The organism is Nocardioides hungaricus (assembly GCF_054782915.1).
In genome coordinates, this window is sequence record NZ_BAAGRO010000016.1 from 356613 (window position 1) to 374092 (window position 17480).

Below are 17480 nucleotides of genomic sequence, written 5' to 3' on the forward strand. Positions count from 1 at the left end.
CACAGTGTAACGCATGTCGTCGAATCAGCAGAGCGTCGAGATGCATCCCTCCCGCTGGGGCGACCCGGCCCGCGCCGCCGCCCTCCCCGAGGCCACCCGCGGCCTGGTCGAGCTGGTCTTCGGGGTCGACGACCGCCCCGCGGTCGAGGCGCCGCCGCTCGCCGCGCCGGTGATCGACACGGCGGTGCTGGCGGCGCTCGCCGCCGCCGTCGGCGCGGAGCACGTCCGCACCGACGACGAGACCCGCCGGCTGCGCACCCGCGGCAAGTCGACGCCGGACCTGCTGCGCGCCCGTGCCGGCGACCTCGCCGACGCACCTGACGCCGTCGTCCGCCCGGGCTCGCACGACGAGGTCGCGGCCGTGCTCGCCATCGCCGTCGAGCACCACCTCGCCGTCGTCCCGTTCGGCGGCGGCACCTCGGTCACCGGCGGCCTGGTCGCCGCTCGCGAGGGGTACGCCGGGGTGCTCAGCCTCGACCTCGTGCGGATGAGGCGGCTGGTCTCGGTCGACCACGTCTCGATGACCGCCGTGCTCGAGCCCGGGCTGCGCGGGCCCGAGGCGGAGGCGCTGCTGGCGGCCGAGGGGCTGACGCTCGGGCACTACCCGCAGTCGTGGGAGTACGCCTCGATCGGCGGCTTCGCCGCCACCCGCTCCAGCGGCCAGTCCAGCGCCGGGTACGGCCGCTTCGACTCCCTGGTCGTCGGCCTCACCGTGGCCACGCCGCGGGGCCGGATCGACCTCGGCAGCGCGCCGGCCAACGCCGCCGGACCCGACCTGCGCCAGCTCTTCCTCGGCTCCGAGGGCACCTTCGGCGTGATCACCGCCGTGACCGTCCGGGTGCGCAGGCTCCCCGAGACGAAGGTCTACGAGGGCTGGCGCTGGCCGTCCTTCGCCGACGGCGCCGCCGCGATGCGCACGCTCGCGCAGTCCGGCCTGCTGCCGACGACGATCCGCCTCTCCGACGAGTCCGAGACCGCGATCAACCTCGCCGACCCGGGGGCCATCGGGGGGTCCGGATCCGCGGGCTGCCTGATGGTCACCGGCTACGAGGGCGACCCGGCCGCGGTCGAGGCCAAGCGGGCCGCGGTCACCGCCGTGCTGGCCGGCCGCGGCGGCGAGGGCGCCGGCACCGCGCCGGGGGAGAGGTGGGCGCAGGGGCGGTTCGACGCGCCGTACCTCCGGGACTCGATGCTCGACGCCGGCGTCCTCGTGGAGACCCTGGAGACGGCGACCTTCTGGTCGAACCTCGATCGGCTGTACGCCGACGTGCGGGCCGCGCTGACGAGCGCGCTGAGTCCTTCTCCGGGCGACCCGTCGATCGTGCTGTGCCACATCTCGCACGTCTACGAGACCGGCTGCTCGCTCTACTTCACCGTCGCCGCGAAGGAGGCCGCCGACCCGCTGGCGCAGTGGGGGCGGGCGAAGGCCGCGGCGAGCGACGCGATGATCGCGGCCGGCGCGACCATCACCCACCACCACGCGGTCGGCACCGACCACAAGCCGTGGTTCGCGCGGGAGGTCGGGCCGCTCGGCGTCTCGGTGCTGCGCGCGGTGAAGGCCGACCTCGACCCCACCGGCATCCTCAACCCGGGGGTGCTGATCCCGTGAAATCACCCCACGAAAAGCCTCGCTTCGCTCCCCTTTCCGCGGGGACCCCGGAAAGGCGTCGCTCCTTCACCTTCCTGGTCAACCCCGCCTCGGGCGGCGGCGCCGCACCCGGTGCCGTCGTGCCGGTCGCCCGGCTGCTGCGCGAGGCCGGCGCGACCGTCGACGTCACCTACTCGCCCGGCCCGCACGCGATGGTCGCGCTCGTCGACGAGGCGGTCGGCCGCGGCGACGTGGTCGTCTCCGTCGGCGGCGACGGCATGCTCTCCTCGCTCGCCGGGCTGGTCTCCGCGCGCGGCGGGACGCTCGGCGTACTCCCTGCCGGCCGCGGCAACGACTTCGCCCGGATGCTGGGGCTGCCGGACTCGCCCGCCGACCAGGCGCAGCTGCTGCTGGGCGGTCAGGTGCGGCGAGTCGACCTGCTCGCGGTGTCCGTCGCGGGCTCGCGCCGCGTGGTGGCCGGCTCGGTGTACGCCGGCGTCGACGCCCGCGCCGCCGAGATCGTGGACCGCGCGACCTGGTTGCCGCGCCGGCTGCAGTACCCCTATGCCGCGCTCCGCTCGCTCGCGACCTACCAGCCCGGCCGCTACCGGGTCGCGGTCGACGGCATCGAGCACGAGTACGCCGCGGCGACGGTCGTCGTCGCGAACTCGGCGTACTACGGCAAGGGCATGAAGATCGCGCCGTCCGCCTCGGTCGAGGACGGCGTGCTCGACGTCGTCGTGATCGAGGCCGCCTCGCGGCTGGCCCTGATGCGCTCGCTGCCGCAGGTCTACGACGGCGCCCACGTCTCGCTGGCCGAGGTGACGGTGCTCTCCGGCAGGCAGGTGGAGGTCCGCGGCACCTCCCGCTCGGCCATCCCGATGGGCGCCGACGGCGAGCCGCTCGGCCCGCTGCCCCAGCTCGGCGCCGCGCCTGCGGTCGTCGAGGTCGTCCCCGGGGCGCTGGCGGTCCTCTGCTCCCCCATGTAACGCCGGGTTACTTCTTGTTCCCACCAGGTTGCAACACCGTGGGAACAAGCGGTAACCCGGCGTTACAAGCGCAGGCCGGCCACGAACGCGGCGACGGCCCGGGCGACCTCGTCGTGGGAGCCGAGCATCGCGTGGTCGGCGCCGGGGACCTCGAACACCTCGGCACCGGTCGAGCGGGAGGCGGCCGAGGACCAGAACGGGTCGCCGGTGCCGCCGACGAGGAGGACCGGGACGCCGTCCGTGACCCGCTGCGCGATGGCGGCCGCGTGGGCGGGGTCGGACAGGATCGGGGTGAGCAGCACGTAGGCGTCGGCTCGGACCGAAGACTGGACGACCCGGGTGCCGAGCGACTTGCCGGCGAACAGCCACGGGCCGGGGTCGTCGCCGATCGCCTCGGCGGCGCGCTCGCCGACCCACGCGCCGTCGGTCGGCACCGGGTCGGGCGCGGTCCAGCTGACCGGGCGCACCGCGAACCCGTGCCGCGACAGCGCCTCGCCAGTGGACGCGAGCAGTGGCAGGTCGACGGTGTAGAGCCGTCCGGGGAGCAGCAGCGCGCGGCCGGTCATCCGAACGTCCACACCATCAGCTCGGTGGGCACCGCGGCGGTCACGGACAGCCGGGGGCTCGGCTGACTCCGGGGGCGGGCGATCCGGAACGCGTCGCCGTCGGCGAGCGGCTCGGCCAGCGACGACCGGGTGAGCGCGCCGCCCGCGACGAACGCGTGGAGGAGCGGCGCGTCGGGCAGGGTGACGGTGTCGCCGGCGCCGAGCCCGGCGACCAGCAGCTCCGCGGTGCCCACGGCCACGACCGGCGACAGCTCGCCGGGGACGAGTGGGACCGGCGTGACCGAGTACGCCGGCGGCGTACCGCTCTCCTCGGGGCGCAGCCACGCCTGCACGAACCGCACCTGCCCCTCCGGCCCGGCGATCTCGGCGTGCGTGACGCCGGAGCCGGTCGACAGCACCTGCACCTCGCCCGGCCGCACGACGCCGTCGTGGCCGGCCGAGTCCCCTGAGATGTGGCTGTGGAGGAGCGAGCCGGACAGCACCCAGGTGACGATGTCGACATCGCGGTGCTCGTGGTCCGGGAAGCCGGCGCCGGCCGTGAGCCGGTGGTCGTCGTGGCAGACCAGCGGGCCGAACGCGACGTTGCCCGGGTCGTAGTGGGCGCCGAAGGAGAACGAGTGCCGGGTGAAATATCCCTGCCCGCGGGTGAGGTAACGCTCGGTTCCCCGGCGGATCTCCACGCTCATCTGCATGATTGTGCCCGTGCTCCCTCCCCAGCTCCCGCCCGGCTTCCGCTTCGGCACCAGCACGGCGTCGTACCAGATCGAGGGCGCGGCCACCGAGGACGGCAAGGGCCCCAGCATCTGGGACACCTTCACCGCCCGGCCCGGCACGATCCACGACGGCGACACCGGCGAGGTGGCGTGCGACCACTACCACCGGTACGCCGAGGACGTGGCGCTGATGCGGCGGCTCGGCGTCGGTGGGTACCGGCTGTCGGTGTCGTGGCCGCGGATCCAGCCGACCGGCTCGGGCCCGGCGAACGCCGCGGGTCTCGCGTTCTACGACCGGCTGATCGACGAACTGCTCGCGAGCGGCGTGCAGCCGATGGTGACGCTCTACCACTGGGACCTGCCGCAGGCGCTCGAGGACGACGGCGGCTGGCTGAACCGCGACACCGTGGAGCGGTTCGCCGACTACGCCGCGATCCTCGGCGAGCGGTTCGCGGACCGGGTCGAGCACTGGATCCCGGTCAACGAGCCCAACGTGGTGATGATGATGGGCTACGCGATCGGCATGCACGCGCCGGGGAAGGCGCTGATGTTCGACGCGATGCCGGTCGCCCACCACCTGCTTCTCGGCCATGGCCGGGCCGCCGTCGCGCTGCGCGCCGCGGGGGCGACGTCGGTCGGCTGCGCGAACAACCACGCCCCGATGTGGCCGGCCTCCGACCACGAGGCCGACGTCGGCGCGACCAAGCTGTTCGACGCGCTCTGGAACGGCATGTTCACCGAGCCGATGCTGCTCGGCCGCTACCCCCGGGATCTCCAGCCGCTGCTCGACCCGATCGTCCGCGACGGCGACCTGGCCACGATCCGGCAGCCGCTCGACTTCTACGGGGTCAACTACTACAACCCGTTCAAGATCGGTGCCGCCCGCGAGGACGCGGAGATGCCGTTCGAGTTCCGCGAGCTGGTCGGCTACCCGGTGACCGACTTCGGCTGGCCGGTCGTGCCGGACGCGCTGCGCGAGTGGCTGATCACGCTGCGCGCCCGCTACCGGGCCGCGCTGCCGCCGATCTACATCACCGAGTCCGGCTGCGCCTACAACATAGGCCCGGACGAGGACGGCGTCGTCGACGACCAGCCGCGCATCGACTACCTCGACGCCCACCTGCGCGCGGTCGCCACCGCCGTCCAGCGCGGCGTCGACGTCCGCGGCTACTACGTCTGGTCGCTCCTGGACAACTTCGAGTGGTCCGAGGGCTACTCGCAGCGGTTCGGCCTGGTGCACGTCGACTACGAGACCCTGGTGCGCACGCCGAAGCGGTCCTTCCAGTGGTACGCCGACGTGATCGCCGCCCAGACCCGGTCCATCGGTTGACGCCGAGTCGGCGCAGTCTCAGCTGAGACTGCGCCGACTCGACGTCAGATGCTGTGCCGGACGGCCATCGTGGCCCGGACGGCGGCCTCGTCGAACTCCTCGCCCAGCCAGGCGAACATGCCGCGCAGGACCGTCGGGTCGGCGACGTACTCGTCGTAGTGGACGCGGTACGCCGCGTCGGCAAGTGAGTCTGCGAGCGCGAGGATCCGGCGCTCGATGTCGGCGAGATGCGTGGACTTGTCCTCGCCCTCGGCCCACCACTTGCTCCTGAGCACGTCCGCGTGGTTGCGGGTGTTGACGAGGAACCGGGCGCCCGGGAAGACCTCACGCAGCCAGGCGACGTACTCCTCGAGGTCGGGGTGGTACCACCGGATCTCCTTGAAGCCGGTGACCCGGGTGTCCTGCTGCGGCCGCAGCACGGTGTCGGTGGCGATCCGGCGTAGCTGGCGGACCGCCTTCTGGCGCGGGTAGTCGGCGATGCCGAAGAACGGGTGCGTGGGCTCGCGGAGCCGGCGCTTCGGGCCGCGGCCGCTCTCGGTCCGCATGGTCTGGTCGAAGCGGAAGAGGTGGTGCAGCGCGTCGCGGTTCTCGCCGCGGATGAGGTAGCCGGGCAGCGTGTTCAGCAGCCCCATGAGGAGCGTGGATCCGGACCGGCCGTAGGTGACCACGAACAGGTAGTCCAGGTCCCGTGGCGCCATGGCCGGGAGTCTAGGCTGACCGCCATGCTCCAGCGTGTCCGGTCCGTCGCCCCGGCGCTCGCCCTCGTCCTGGTCGCGGTGCCGGTCGTCGCCGGGCTGATCGACGGCGCGACCGGCGTCCTGATCGGCCTCGCGTTCTCCGGGCTCGTCGTCGTGGTCGCGGCCGCGCTCTACGTGCTGGTCGAGACGGTGAACCGGCGCTTCGACCAGCTCGAGCGCAAGCTGGCCAGGCAGCGCCAGCGCGAGCAGCCGCGGCAGCCGTCGCGGGAGGCGCGGCTTCCCCGGGGCGTTGCCACAACGGCGCAATTGCGCCGGGAGCGCGACCACGTCGCCAAGCGAGTGCAGGACCTGGTCAACCTGTTCGCGATGGTGCCGATCCGCTCGGGGATCCCGCCGCTCGGCCTCTGGACCGCGTCGGCCGACCTGCTGGTCGAGCTCGTCGACCGGTTCGTCGAGCTGCGCCCGGCGACGGTGGTCGAGGGCGGCAGCGGCGTCTCGACCGTGGTCCTCGCGCTCGCCGCGAAGGAGCACGGCATCGCCACGCGCATCGTCGCGCTCGAGCACCAGCCCGAGTGGGCCGAGCAGACCCGGCGGATGCTGGAGCGCCACGGCGTCGCGGAGTACGCCGAGGTCCGGGTCGCCCCGCTGGCGCCCACGTCGCTGGCGGGCCACGAGACGCCCTGGTACGACGCGTCGGCGATCGCCGACCTCACCGACGTCGGCCTGGTGCTGGTCGACGGTCCGCCCGAGGGCACCGGGCCGCGGGCGCGGTACCCGATGGTCCCGCTGCTGCGCGACCGGCTCGCCGAGCGTTGCACGATCCTCGTCGACGACACCGCCCGCCCCGGCGACGCGGACGTGGTGGAGCGGTGGCGGCCGCTGCTGCCGGGCTTCGAACTCGAGCTGCTCAAGCTCGACAAGGGCGCCGCGGTCCTCACCCGGACGTGATGATGCTGGGCGACCTGGCCACTCCGGCGCTCGTGCTGGGTGCCGACCCGGGCGCGCTGCCCGCGGGCGTCACCTACGCCGTGCTCGGCGACGAGGTCCCCGAGCACAGGTGGGCGACCGTGCTGCTGTCGGTCGCCGACGAGAGCGCCCTGCGGCTGGCCGCCTCGGCCCTGCCCGACCTCGGCCGGGCGAAGCACGTCGCCTGCCACCTGGCGCACGCGGCCGGCCCGGTCACGACCGTGCTCCGCCCCGAGTGGCCGCCCCTGGCGGCCCTCGACGCCGAGACGCCCGACGGCGGCGCGTTCACCCGGATGACCTTCCGCCGACCCGCCCCGGTCCGGCCGGTGCTCGTCGAGCTCGCCCGGCACACCGGCACGCCCGTCGTCACCGGCAACCACGGACTGGTGGTCGACGGCATCGCGGTGCCGATGGACCCGACCACCGTGACCGACGAAGTGCCCGCGTCGATCGGCACCGGCGGGCACAGCGAGGTGCTCGGCCGGCCGCCCGTGGTCGTCGACCCCGGCCTGGGGCCGCTCGACGAGGCGCTGCTCAACCCGGTCGGCTTCCGCCGCGACTGGGACCGCGGCCCGGTGCCGCTCCCGGACGGCGAGCCCACGCCCGCGCTGGTCGCGAGCCTCCGCGACGCCCAGGCGGTGACGGTCGGCGTCGGCGCCGACCCCCGGATGGTCGCCGGCCTCGCGATGGCGGGGGTCCCCCTGACCGGCGGCGACTTCGGCGCCCCCGACCTCGACGACCCGATGCGCCGCGAGGAGCACTCCGTCCGGCTCCGCCGAGCCGCCCTGCGCGAGCACTCCTCGCTCGGCTGGCGGCAGCGGACCGGCGTCGCCGTCGGGATCCGTACGGCGGCGTACCCCTCGGTCAGCGTGCTGCTCGCGACCCGGCGGCCCGAACGGCTCGCGTTCGCGCTCGCCCGGGTCGGCCGGCAGCGCGGGGTGGAGCTGGAGCTGGTGCTGGCGACGCACGGGTTCGAGGCCGACCCCGGCGTCGTGCGCGAGCACCTCGGCGACGTACCCGTGACGCTGCTGCAGCAGCCCGCGGAGACGGTCTTCGGCGACGTGCTGCGCGCGGCGACCGACGCGGCGTCGGGGCACGTGGTCGTGAAGATGGACGACGACGACTGGTACGGGCCCGACGTCGTCGCGGACCTGCTGCTGGCCAAGCACTACTCCGGCGCCGAGCTGGTCGGCATGCCCGCCGAGATGGTCTACCTGGAGCCGATCTGCACGACCGTCCGGCGGCGCGGGCCGACCGAGGCATTCGGGTCCGTCGTGGCAGGGGGGACGATGACGATGGACCGGGCGCTGCTGCGCGCGGTCGGCGGGTTCCGGCCGGTGCCGCGGCACGTCGACGCGCGACTGCTCGAGGACGTGCGCGCGGCGGGCGGCCGGGTCTACCGGACCCAGGGGCTCGGCTACGTGCTGCGCCGGACGGCCGGCGGCCACACCTGGGACAGCGGCCTCGGCTACTTCCTCACCCGCTCGAGCCTCGCCGGCCAGTGGCGCGGCTTCCGCCCCAGTCGCCTGCTGGAGGAGCCATGAGTCAACCGCGCGTGCGCCGCAACGACTGGGGGTCGCTCGACGTCCCGGCGCTCGGTGCGTGGGAGCCGACGCTGTCGGTGTCGGTCGTGATCCCGGCGTACGGCGCGCAGCGGCTGCTGCCCTACGTGATCGCCGGGCTGGCGGCCCAGACGTACCCGGCGCACCTGCTCGAGGTGGTCGTCGCCGACGACGACCCGCGCTCGCCGCTCGAGCTGCCCGAGGTGCGGCCCGAGAACACGCGGATCGTCCGGGTCGAGGAGGGCTGGGGCCGCGCCAACGCCTGCCATCACGGCGCAATTGCGTCGGATGGGCAGGTGATCCACTGGCTCGACGCGGACATGCTGGTCGAGCCGGAGGACGTCACGGCGCAATTGCGCTGGCATCACCTGATCGACCACGCCGTGGTGCTGGGGCACAAGTGGTTCGTCGACCCCGAGCCGCTGCTGGCACGGCCGCCCGACGCGAGCGGCCGGATGCACGAGGTCTTCGCCGACGCCGAGAGGGAGCGGCACTGGGTCGAGGACGTCTGGGACAAGACCGACGACCTGCGCGCCGCCGGGCCGCGCGCGCTGCGCACCCACGTCGGCGCGACCGCATCGCTGCGGCGCAGCCTCTACGCCGAGTGCGGCGGCATGGACACCACGCTGCGGCTCGGCGAGGACATCGACCTCGGCTACCGGCTCGCCGAGTGCGGCGCGGTCTTCGTCGCCGACCGCGAGGCGCGCGCGTGGCACCTCGGCCGCACCCACCAGCAGCAGCGGCAGGACGAGGTCAACGACTACAACCGGCCGTTCCTGACCGACCGGGTGCCCGACCTCCAGCCGCAGCGGCGGCGCGGCCGGCTCTACACCGTGCCCTACCTCGAGGTCGTGCTCGACACCCGCGGCGAGGACCACGGCGCCGTCCAGGCCGTCGTCGACTCGGTGCTCGCCTCGTCGCTGTCCGACCTGTCCGTGACGCTGCTCGGCGACTGGTCCGCGATCTCGGAGGAGCGCGTCCACCCGCTCGACGACCAGCAGTTGCCGGCGCGGCTGCTCCGTGCGTCGTACGCCGGCGAGCCGCGCGTGACGCTCTCGGCGTCGCTCCCCGCGCCCGCGGGCCAGTTCCGGCTGGTGCTCGGCAGCGCGGCCTGGGCGCCGGCCGCCGAGGCGCTCGGCACGCTGGTGCTGCACCTGGAGCGCACCCACCACGGGCTGCGCCAGGTGATGATGCCGGACGGGTCGTCGGCGCGGGTCGAGCGGACCGCGGCGTACGCCCGGGCGCGCAGGGTCGCCGAGCCGGGCGAGGACCTCGACGACGTGGTCGACGAGCTGTTCGGGTCGTGGTGGGTCGAGGGCGGCGACGCCGGGTTCGAGTCCAGCGCGACGATCGAGCGGCCGCGGCCGCGCGGCACCGCCGGCGCCGCGCAGGACCCGGCCGAGTCCTGGCGGGCGCTGGGCAGGGAGCCGGCGGAGCAGCCCTCGAAGAGGAGGGCCGCGGCACCCGAGAGGCGCCGCGGCCTCGGATCGCTCCTGCGCCGGAAGCCGCACTAGGGTGCGGGACATGGAGCGCCGGATCGTCCTGGTGACCGGCGCCGGGAGCGGCACGGTCGCCGGCGCGCTGCACGCCCTCGGGATGCGCGCGCCCGATCCGGAGTGGGTCGCCCGCCTGCACGCGGACCTGCTCGACCGCTGCGACGTCGCGCTCGACGACGGCCGGCCGGCGGCGTGGCTGGAGGCCGGCAAGGTCGCCGTGCTCGACGGGCCGCGCGAGCGGCTGGAGACCTGGCTGCGCCGGCAGCTCGAGGACGCTCCGGAGCTGGTCGTGGCGGATCCCGGACTGCCCTGGCTCCTCGGCCTCTGGCGCTGGGCGGCCCTGCGCTGCGGCGCCTCGCTGCTGCACGTCGTCGTGGTGGGGGCGGAGCCCGAGTCCGGCGACGGCATCGAGCGCACGGCCGCCCGGGTCAACGCGATGCTCCACACCGAGCGGTCCACCCGCGGCCACGAGCGCCGGCTCGTCCGGTACGCCGAGCTGCGCGCCGACTGGACGGTCCCGCTCGCCGCCCTCGACCTCGACGTGGTCCGGTCGGCGACGGCCCAGGACCAGCGCGCCGTGCACGACTTCCTCGCCACCGACCCGCCGATCGCGACCGTGCCCTGGGACGAGCTGCGGGTGCCGGCCCGGCTGCGCGAGATCGCCGCCGCCGCCGCACGCCACCTGGTCGAGGAGGATCACGCGGCCCTCGACCAGCTGCGGGCGGCGTACCTCGACCTCTACGAGGAGGCCGAGAGCATCGCCCAGTCGTCGGTGGTCGCGGTGCGCAACCGCCGGCGGAAGTCGCACCGGTGACCGAGTACGACGTCGTCTGGCCGTGGCAGGACGGGCCGCTCGCTCCCGGGCTGACGTGCGTCTTCCGCGTGAAGAACGAGGCGCGCAACCTGCCGTGGGTGCTGCCGCCGATGCTGGCCGCGGTGCAGCACGTCGTGCTCGTCGACAACGGCTCCGACGACGGCACGCCCGAGGTGGCCGCGCGGCTGGCGGAGGAGGCCGGGGCCGCGGACCGGTTCACGCTCGCGTCGTACCCCTTCGCGGTGAGCCGCGCCGGCGCCGAGCACCTCGCGACGCCGCCGGACTCGGTGCACTCGCTGGTGCGCTTCTACAACTGGTCGTTCGCGCAGGTGCGCACGGCGTACTCGATGAAGTGGGACGGCGACATGGCGCTCACGCCCGAGGGCGTGCTCGCGCTGCGCGACCTGTCGTGGCAGCTGGAGCGCTCGGGCGCGGTGGTGCTGGTGCCGCGGCACCCGGTGACCGTCGAGAGCGAGTCGGTCGCGTGGGTCGACCTGCGCACGCGCTACCTCGAGCCGTGGATCTACCCGATGGGGCCGGCCTACACGTACGTGAAGGGCTTCGAGTGGGAGGTGCGGGAGTTCCCGGCCGGCTCCGAGCGGATCGTGATGCCCGACGGGATGTGCGTCGAGCTGAAGTGGCTCGACGTCGACGAGTTCGCGCACTGGAGCTCGTCGTCCTTCGAGGACGCGACCCGGTCGCCGCGCAAGCAGCGCGAGTGGGAGGTCCACCGGGCGCTGGTCGCCGGGCGCGGCGCCGAGGTCGAGGAGCTGCACCGGATCGAGGCGCCGCCGGGGGTGCACGTCGTCGACCATGTCCTCCAGACCTGGCTGCCGGCGGCTCCACGCCCGCTGGTGCAGCGTCCATCTCTGGGGAGGCCGCTGCGTGCATGAGCTGACCTTCGCCGACCTCCTCTCGCTGCGGGCGTACGCCGGATCGCCGGACGAGCGCGCGGCCGCGATCGCCATCCACCTCGACGCCGCCCCCGGCGCGCTCTCCCTCGTCCCGCGACCCGAGTGGCCGCGGCCGACCGCCGTGCGCTCGCGCCGTGACGGCGACGGCTGGGTCCTGGTGGCGCGGTTCGCGCGACCGGCGCCGGTGGCCGAGGTCGTCGCGGAGGTCGGCCGGCAGGCGGTGTGGCCCGCGGTCGTGGCCACGCGTCCCGGCCTCGACCTCCGGGTCCTGAACCCGATCGGCTTCCGGCCCTCGTGGGACCGAGGCGTGGTCGACCTGCCGTCCGGTCCGGTGTCCGCGGCGCTCGTCGCGTCGCTGCGAGACGCCCAGGGGGTGCTGGTCCCTGCGGGTGCCGACGCGGAGACGGTCGCCGGCCTGGCGATGGCGGGCATCCCCTTGGTCGGGCCGGGCTTCGCCGCGGTCGACCTCGACGACCCGATCGCCCGCGAGGAGCACAGCATCGAGCTGCGCCGCGCGGCGATCGACTCGCACGGCTCCGTCTCCTGGCAGCGGCCGGTGTCGGTGCTGCTCGCGACCCGGCGCCCCGAGCAGCTCGACTTCGCCCTCGCCCAGGTCGCGCGGCAGCGCGGCGTCGACTCGCTGGAGCTGGTGCTGGCGCCGCACGGGTTCTCGGTCGATCCGGACCGGGTCCGCAACGCCACCGGCCTGCCGGCGAAGGTCGTCCCGATGTCCCCGGACGTGCTGTTCGGCGACGTACTCCAGGCGGCGGCGACGGCCGCCGACGGCGACGTACTGCTGAAGATGGACGACGACGACTGGTACGCCCCCGACGTGGTCGCCGACCTGCTCCGTGCGCGTGCCTACTCCGGCGCGCAGCTGACCGGGATGCCGCCGGAGTTCCACTACCTCGCGCCGCCCGATGTGACCGTCAAGCGCGGCCACCCGACCGAGCTCTACGCCAACGTCGTCGCCGGGGGCACCATGCTCGTCGACCGCGACGCGCTGCGCGAGGTCGGCGGCTTCCGCAGCGTGCACAAGTACGTCGATCGCCAGCTGTTGACCGCGATCGCGGCCGCCGGCGGCGCGATCTACCGCACCCACGGCTTCGGCTACGTGCTGCGCCGCAACGAGTCCGGCCACACCTGGCAGGTCGACCTGGACCACCTGCTCGACCCCTCCCGCGTGCAGCGACGATGGGACGGGTTGTCGCCGTCCCGCCTCCTCGAGCTCGGGTCGTCCGCCTGAGGGCGGCGTATTCACCCGCGAGAGGCGGACGACCCGCTCAGCGGCGGCCGAGGGCGCGGGCGGTCCAGCCGGCGGCGCGCCAGGTGTCCAGGTCGAGGCGGTTGCGGCCGTCGACGACCTGCTTGCGGCGTACGACGTCACCCAGCTCGACCGGCGAGACGTCGCGGAACTCCGGCCACTCGGTGAGGTGCAGCAGCAGGTCGGCGTCGCGGGCGGCGGCGAGCGCGGACTCGGCGTAGTCGAGGGTGGGGAACATCGCGCGGGCGGTGTCGTTGGCCTTGGGGTCGTAGACGGAGACGGCGGCGCCGCGCAGGTGCAGCTGGCCCGCGATGGCGAGCGCGGGGGAGTCGCGGACGTCGTCGCTGTGCGGCTTGAACGCCGCGCCCCACACCGCGATCCGGGTGCGGGCGACGCTGCCGCCGAGCATCGCGGTGGCGATCCCGACGACCCGGCTGCGCTGGCGCAGGTTGATGTCGTCGACCTGGCGCAGGAACGACATCGCGTCCTCGACGCCGAGCTCGCCGGCGCGCGAGAGGAACGCGCGGATGTCCTTGGGCAGGCAGCCGCCACCGAACCCGACGCCGGCGTTGAGGAACTTGCGGCCGATCCGGTCGTCGTGGCCGATCGCGTCGGCGAGGTCGACGACGTCGCCGCCGGCGGCCTCGCACACCTCGGCGACCGCGTTGATGAACGAGATCTTCGTGGCCAGGAAGGCGTTCGCCGACACCTTCACCAGCTCGGCGGTCGCGAAGTCGGTGACGACCACGGGCGTCCCGGCCGCGATCACCGGCGCGTAGAACTCGCGCAGCACGCCCTCGGCGCGCTCCGACGCGACGCCGAAGACCAGCCGGTCCGGCTCGAGCGTGTCCCGCACGGCGAAGCCCTCGCGCAGGAACTCCGGGTTCCACGCGAGCTCGGCACCGCCGCCCAGCAGGCCGGCCAGCCGCTCGGCGGTGCCGACGGGGACGGTGGACTTGCCGACGACCAGCGCATCCTCGGAGAGGTACGGCGCCAGCGACTCGACCGCGCCGTCGACGTACGACACGTCGGCACCGAGCCCGTCGCCGCGCTGCGGGGTGCCGACGCAGACGAAATGGAGGTCGCCGAACGCGCCCGCGTCGGCGAAGGAGTCGGTGAAGCGCAGCCGGCCGGAGGCGACGTGCTGCGCGAGCAGGTCCTCGAGCTCCGGCTCGTAGAAGGGGACCTTGCCCGACGCGAGGGCCTCCCGCTTCGCGTCGTCGATCTCCACGCCGAGCACGTCGTACCCCAGCTCCGCCATGCACGCCGCGTGGGTCGCGCCGAGGTAGCCGCACCCGATGACCGTGACCTTCACACCGGCGAGTCTAGGGCCGGGCCCGGGAGCCGGCGGGCGTCAGCGCGGTGGCCAGCCGGTGAACCATCAGGTCGATCCGCTCCGGGCTGGTCGCCAGGTTGAGCCGCGCGTGGCCGGCCAGCCCGGGCTGGTAGTCCGACCCGGGGCTGACCCGCAGCCCGTGCCGCAGCGCGGCGGCCGCCGGTTCGACGCGGTAGGCGCGCAGGTCGAGCCAGGCGAGGTACGTCGCTTCCAGCGGCCGCATCCGCGCCTCCGGCAGCCGCTCGGCGAGCAGCCGTGCGAACAGCGCGCGGTTGGCGTCCAGCCGCTCGATCAGCGCGGCCAGCCACGCGTCGCCCTCGGTCCAGGCGGTGGTGCCGGCGACGATGCCGAGCGAGGACCAGGTGTTCTGCGCCGGCTCCGGCAGCGCCCGCGCGGTCGCCCGGTCGGCCTCGTCGAGCAGCACCAGGTGGGCGTTGTGGGTGCCCGGCATGTTGAACGACTTCGAGGCGCTGATGACCCCGACCGCGCGCTCGTCGAGGGTGAGGTACGGCGTGAACGTCGCGCCCGGCAGCGTCAGCGGCGCGTGCATCTCGTCGGCGACCACGCGCACGTCGTGGCGCCGCGCCAGGTCGGCGAGGCCGGCCAGCTCCGCGCGGGTCCAGGCCCGGCCGAGCGGGTTGTGCGGGTTGCAGAGCAGGAGCGTGCGAGCGCCGCCGGCGAACGCCCGCTCGACCGCATCGAGGTCGAGCGTCGCCTCGGCCGCGTCCGGGTCGAGCGGCACCGGCACCAGCTCGCGGCCGGTCACGGCGACCACGTCGCGGAACGGCGGGTAGCACGGCAGCGGCACCACGACCGGCCCCGGCGGGCAGAGCGCCTCGAGCGCGATCCGCATCCCGCCGATCACCGAGCCGGTCGGGACGACCGCGGCGGCCGGCACCTCCCACGACCAGTGCCGCGCGGCGAACCCGGCGAACGCCGTACCCAGGCCGCCGTCGTCGGGCGGCGGGTAGCCGACCGCGCCGGAGCGGACGCTGCGGACCAGCGCCTCCTCGATCGGCTCGGCGAGCCGGAAGTCCATCTCGGCGACCCACGCCGGGAGTACGCCGGGGGCGACGTCCCACTTGAACGGGAGCGCGGCGCGGGCCTGGTCGTCGGTGAGGTCGCGGATCACCGGTCCATTGAACCGGGGGTTGAAGCGGCCCGGCTACCGTGACGGGATGAGGTGGGTCGCCGGCCTGGTCGTCGCCGGGCTGCTGACCGCCTGCACCTCGGACGCCGAGCCGCCGCGGTCGGCGCCGTCGTCGGCCCCTCCCTCGACGCCGACTCCCACCCGGACTCCGTCCCCCGATCCAGCGCCGCGCCCGCCCGTCGTCGACGCCAACACCCGCCCGGGGACGGTCGGCCTCGGCCCGCCGACCGGGCCGGTCACCACGCTGACCGTCGTCGGCGACGTCATGCTCGGCCGGCGCGTCGCCGGCTCGCCCGCGCTCGACCCGATGGCCGACCGGCTCGCCGGCGCCGACATCACCGTCGGCAACCTGGAGAGCACCCTCTCGACCGCCGGGCCGCCGAACCCGGTGCAGACCGACCTCTTCGACGCCCCGCCGTCGGTGCGCGCCGACCTGAGGCGGGCCGGGTTCGACGCGCTGAGCCTCGCCAACAACCACACCGGCGACTACGGCGACGCCGGCCTCGTCTCGACCGTGTCGCTGCTGCGCGAGGGCGGGTTCGCGACGTTCGGCGCCGGGGCGGACCTCGCCGCCGCGCGCGAGCCGGCGGTGGTACGCCGGGACGGCGTCAGCTTCGGCTTCCTCGGCTTCAACGCGATCGGCGAGACCCCGGAGGCCGCGCCCGGGCAGCCGGGTGCGCTGTCGCTGAGCATGCCGCCGCGCACGGGTCCGCTCGACACCGCCGAGCTCGACCGGCTCGTCGGCGACGTACGCCGCCTCGCCCGGCGCGTGGACGTCGTCGTGGTCATGCCGCACTGGGGCGAGCAGTACACCTACGAGCCGTGGCCGGTGCAGCGCCGGGTCGCCCGGGCGCTGGCCCGCGCCGGCGCGGACCTGGTCGTCGGTGGCCACCCGCACTGGGTGCAGGGCGCGGAGCTGGTCGGCGACTCGCTCGTGGTGCAGTCGCTGGGCAACTTCGTCTTCGACATGGACTTCTCGCCCGAGACCATGGAGGGGCTGGCGCTGGAGGCGACGTTCTGGGGCGACCGGCTGGTGGCCGCGGAGCTCGTGCCCTACCGGATCGGCGCCGACTTCGCCCCGCGGGTGGTGCCGGTGTCGCAGGCGCGGCGGATGCTCGACGGGTTCCGGGAGTTCAGCTCGCCCGGAGCCACGCCGTGAGCAGGCGCCCGATCCGGCTCAGCTGAGCGGGATCGACCACTCGGGGCAGGTCGTCGGCGGAGTGGTACGCCGCGTAGTCGGTGCTGCCGATCCGCGCCGCCGGCAGCCCGGCGTCCGCGAACGACTCGTGGTCGCTGGTCGTGTTGAGGCCGAGCGTCACCGGGACGCCGGCCCGCCGCCCGGCCGCGGCGAGGCCCTCGGCCGTGCGCGCGGGCGTCCCCGGCACGGACGAGACCGGCACCCGGTCCCCGACGCCGACCCGGTCCAGGGAGACCATCGCGGTCAGCCCGCGGCGCTCGGCCGGCGACATCGCCGCGACGCGATGCTTCGAGCCGTAGTGGTGCATCTCCACCTCGCCGACCGGCTCCTCGCCGCCGAACGCCACCAGCACGACCTGACTCTCGCCCTGCAGCACCCGGGCGAGCTCGAGCAGCACCGCGACGCCGGACGCGTTGTCCTCGGCGCCCGGGGCGACCGCGATGCTGTCCAGGTGCGCGCCGAGGAGCACATATCCCTTGCGGGGCTGGAAGTCCGGCGGCTCGGCCACCACGTTCTGCGAGCGGCCCGCGTCCACCGGCACGCCCCACGAGTCGCCGGCCGGGACCGGGAACGACTCGCGCCGCACGGCGTACCCCTCGCGCCGGAGGCGCCTCGCGACGTACGCCGCCGCCTCGTCGAGCGCGGGGCCCGTGGCCAGCCGCGGGCCGATGCCGCCCGCGAGGTCGCGGACCGTGGCCAGCGCGCGGGCTGCCTCGAACCGGCGCGGCGGCTCCGGGTCCGGCGTGGGTGTCGGAGTGGTCGGGACAGCCGCCGTGGACGTGGGCCGGCCGGGGTCGCTGCCGGGGTCGCTGCCTGGGTCGGTGTCGCGGTCGCCGGAGCAGCCGGCGGTCGCCAGCGCGACCGCCGTGAGCGAGCCCACGACCGCTCTCCTCATG

The 17480-nt window shown here is 74.8% G+C and carries 16 protein-coding genes; 10 read left to right on the forward strand and 6 right to left on the reverse strand.

The annotated features are described in order from the left end of the window. Positions 1-13: 13 nt before the first annotated feature. The gene (locus ACYVKX_RS06730) at positions 14-1609 is read left to right on the forward strand and encodes an FAD-binding oxidoreductase (RefSeq protein ID WP_460829970.1); all 1596 of its coding nucleotides are present in this window, start codon (positions 14-16) and stop codon (positions 1607-1609) included. Further along, entirely contained in the window at positions 1606-2577 is a 972-nt protein-coding gene (locus tag ACYVKX_RS06735) for a diacylglycerol/lipid kinase family protein (protein WP_460829971.1), read from the forward strand. The genes ACYVKX_RS06730 and ACYVKX_RS06735 overlap by 4 nt, the downstream gene beginning before the upstream one ends. Positions 2578-2639: 62 nt before the next feature. Here the strand turns inward: ACYVKX_RS06735 and ACYVKX_RS06740 are convergent, their stop codons facing one another. Then, positions 2640-3143 (reverse strand): hypothetical protein, encoded by a 504-nt coding sequence (locus ACYVKX_RS06740; RefSeq protein WP_460829972.1) that lies wholly within the window; start codon positions 3141-3143, stop codon positions 2640-2642. Further along, a complete protein-coding gene (locus ACYVKX_RS06745; protein WP_460829973.1) occupies positions 3140-3829 on the reverse strand; it encodes a pirin family protein in 690 nt (229 codons plus the stop codon). Before ACYVKX_RS06745 ends, ACYVKX_RS06740 begins: the two co-directional genes overlap by 4 nt. A 4-nt stretch (positions 3830-3833) precedes the next feature. On the opposite strand from ACYVKX_RS06745, the gene ACYVKX_RS06750 reads away from it, so the two are divergent. Further along, entirely contained in the window at positions 3834-5186 is a 1353-nt protein-coding gene (locus ACYVKX_RS06750) for a GH1 family beta-glucosidase (RefSeq protein ID WP_460829974.1), read from the forward strand. A 44-nt stretch (positions 5187-5230) separates the two neighbouring features. Here the strand turns inward: ACYVKX_RS06750 and ACYVKX_RS06755 are convergent, their stop codons facing one another. After that, positions 5231-5884 (reverse strand): sulfotransferase, encoded by a 654-nt coding sequence (locus tag ACYVKX_RS06755; protein ID WP_460829975.1) that lies wholly within the window; start codon positions 5882-5884, stop codon positions 5231-5233. Positions 5885-5908: 24 nt separating this feature from the next. Between ACYVKX_RS06755 and ACYVKX_RS06760 the strand changes: the two genes are divergently transcribed. From ACYVKX_RS06760 to ACYVKX_RS06785, 6 genes are read left to right on the forward strand one after another with little or no spacing between them, the layout of a single operon-like run. Continuing rightward, entirely contained in the window at positions 5909-6832 is a 924-nt protein-coding gene (locus ACYVKX_RS06760) for a class I SAM-dependent methyltransferase (RefSeq protein ID WP_460829976.1), read from the forward strand. Further along, positions 6832-8394: a hypothetical protein gene (locus ACYVKX_RS06765; protein ID WP_460829977.1), complete on the forward strand. Its 1563-nt coding sequence runs from the start codon at positions 6832-6834 to the stop codon at positions 8392-8394. Before ACYVKX_RS06760 ends, ACYVKX_RS06765 begins: the two co-directional genes overlap by 1 nt. Continuing rightward, complete coding sequence (locus ACYVKX_RS06770; protein WP_460829978.1) at positions 8391-9926, forward strand: glycosyltransferase family 2 protein; 1536 nt, start codon at positions 8391-8393, stop codon at positions 9924-9926. Before ACYVKX_RS06765 ends, ACYVKX_RS06770 begins: the two co-directional genes overlap by 4 nt. Before the next feature lie 10 nt (positions 9927-9936). After that, positions 9937-10722: a hypothetical protein gene (locus tag ACYVKX_RS06775; protein ID WP_460829979.1), complete on the forward strand. Its 786-nt coding sequence runs from the start codon at positions 9937-9939 to the stop codon at positions 10720-10722. Further along, positions 10719-11615, forward strand: coding sequence for a glycosyltransferase family protein (locus tag ACYVKX_RS06780; RefSeq protein ID WP_460829980.1), 897 nt, complete (start codon positions 10719-10721; stop codon positions 11613-11615). The genes ACYVKX_RS06775 and ACYVKX_RS06780 overlap by 4 nt, the downstream gene beginning before the upstream one ends. Further along, the gene (locus ACYVKX_RS06785; RefSeq protein WP_460829981.1) at positions 11608-12882 is read left to right on the forward strand and encodes a glycosyltransferase family 2 protein; all 1275 of its coding nucleotides are present in this window, start codon (positions 11608-11610) and stop codon (positions 12880-12882) included. Before ACYVKX_RS06780 ends, ACYVKX_RS06785 begins: the two co-directional genes overlap by 8 nt. Positions 12883-12919: 37 nt before the next feature. On the opposite strand, the gene ACYVKX_RS06790 is transcribed toward ACYVKX_RS06785, so the two are convergent. Next, positions 12920-14215: a UDP-glucose dehydrogenase family protein gene (locus ACYVKX_RS06790; RefSeq protein ID WP_460829982.1), complete on the reverse strand. Its 1296-nt coding sequence runs from the start codon at positions 14213-14215 to the stop codon at positions 12920-12922. Between the two features lie 10 nt (positions 14216-14225). Beyond that, entirely contained in the window at positions 14226-15368 is a 1143-nt protein-coding gene (locus tag ACYVKX_RS06795) for a MalY/PatB family protein (RefSeq protein WP_460829983.1), read from the reverse strand. Positions 15369-15414: 46 nt separating this feature from the next. On the opposite strand from ACYVKX_RS06795, the gene ACYVKX_RS06800 reads away from it, so the two are divergent. Further along, complete coding sequence (locus ACYVKX_RS06800; protein ID WP_460829984.1) at positions 15415-16545, forward strand: CapA family protein; 1131 nt, start codon at positions 15415-15417, stop codon at positions 16543-16545. On the opposite strand, the gene ACYVKX_RS06805 is transcribed toward ACYVKX_RS06800, so the two are convergent. Continuing rightward, on the reverse strand, positions 16520-17479 hold the full coding sequence (locus ACYVKX_RS06805; protein WP_460829985.1) for a M28 family metallopeptidase: 960 nt from the start codon (positions 17477-17479) through the stop codon (positions 16520-16522). The genes ACYVKX_RS06800 and ACYVKX_RS06805 overlap by 26 nt on opposite strands. Position 17480 lies beyond the last annotated feature (1 nt).